The organism is Ochrobactrum sp. SFR4, from assembly GCF_019730395.1.
GTDB lineage: Bacteria > Pseudomonadota > Alphaproteobacteria > Rhizobiales > Rhizobiaceae > Pseudochrobactrum.
In genome coordinates this window covers 1-341 of sequence record NZ_JAAPBB010000433.1, presented here as the reverse complement: position 1 = coordinate 341, position 341 = coordinate 1, and the positions used below count along the sequence as shown (strand labels likewise).

Sequence of the window (341 nt, the reverse complement as noted above, 5' to 3'; positions counted from 1 at the left end):
AAGTGCCATAAGCCGCGAATAAATCGTAGCTTTAGATAATGGTGCTTTAGATTTTGCAATAATACGATCATTTAAATATTGCTTGAAAGATTTCGCCCGCTCAATGTGGAACAGAGCGAAATCTCGATATCCAGTGAATTTTTCGAATTCTGAAATGGCTGAGGCGGCCTTATCAACGCTGCTCGCTTGCAGGCGTTTCGCTTCCTCTAAATAGAGAAAATAATCACGTTTAATGCGTTCGTTTTTTGGGTTTAATCGTTTCATCGTTCCGACCTTTGTTAAACGGAAATCTAAACAGACAAATCTTGTATGTATTAGGCCTAAATAGCCTTGGGGAAATT

The 341-nt window shown here is 39.0% G+C and carries 1 pseudogene; it reads right to left on the bottom strand.

The features are described from left to right. Positions 1–264 (bottom strand): annotated as a pseudogene (locus HBA93_RS19700) (site-specific integrase); the annotation flags it as partial. Between the last annotated feature and the right edge of the window lie 77 nt (positions 265–341).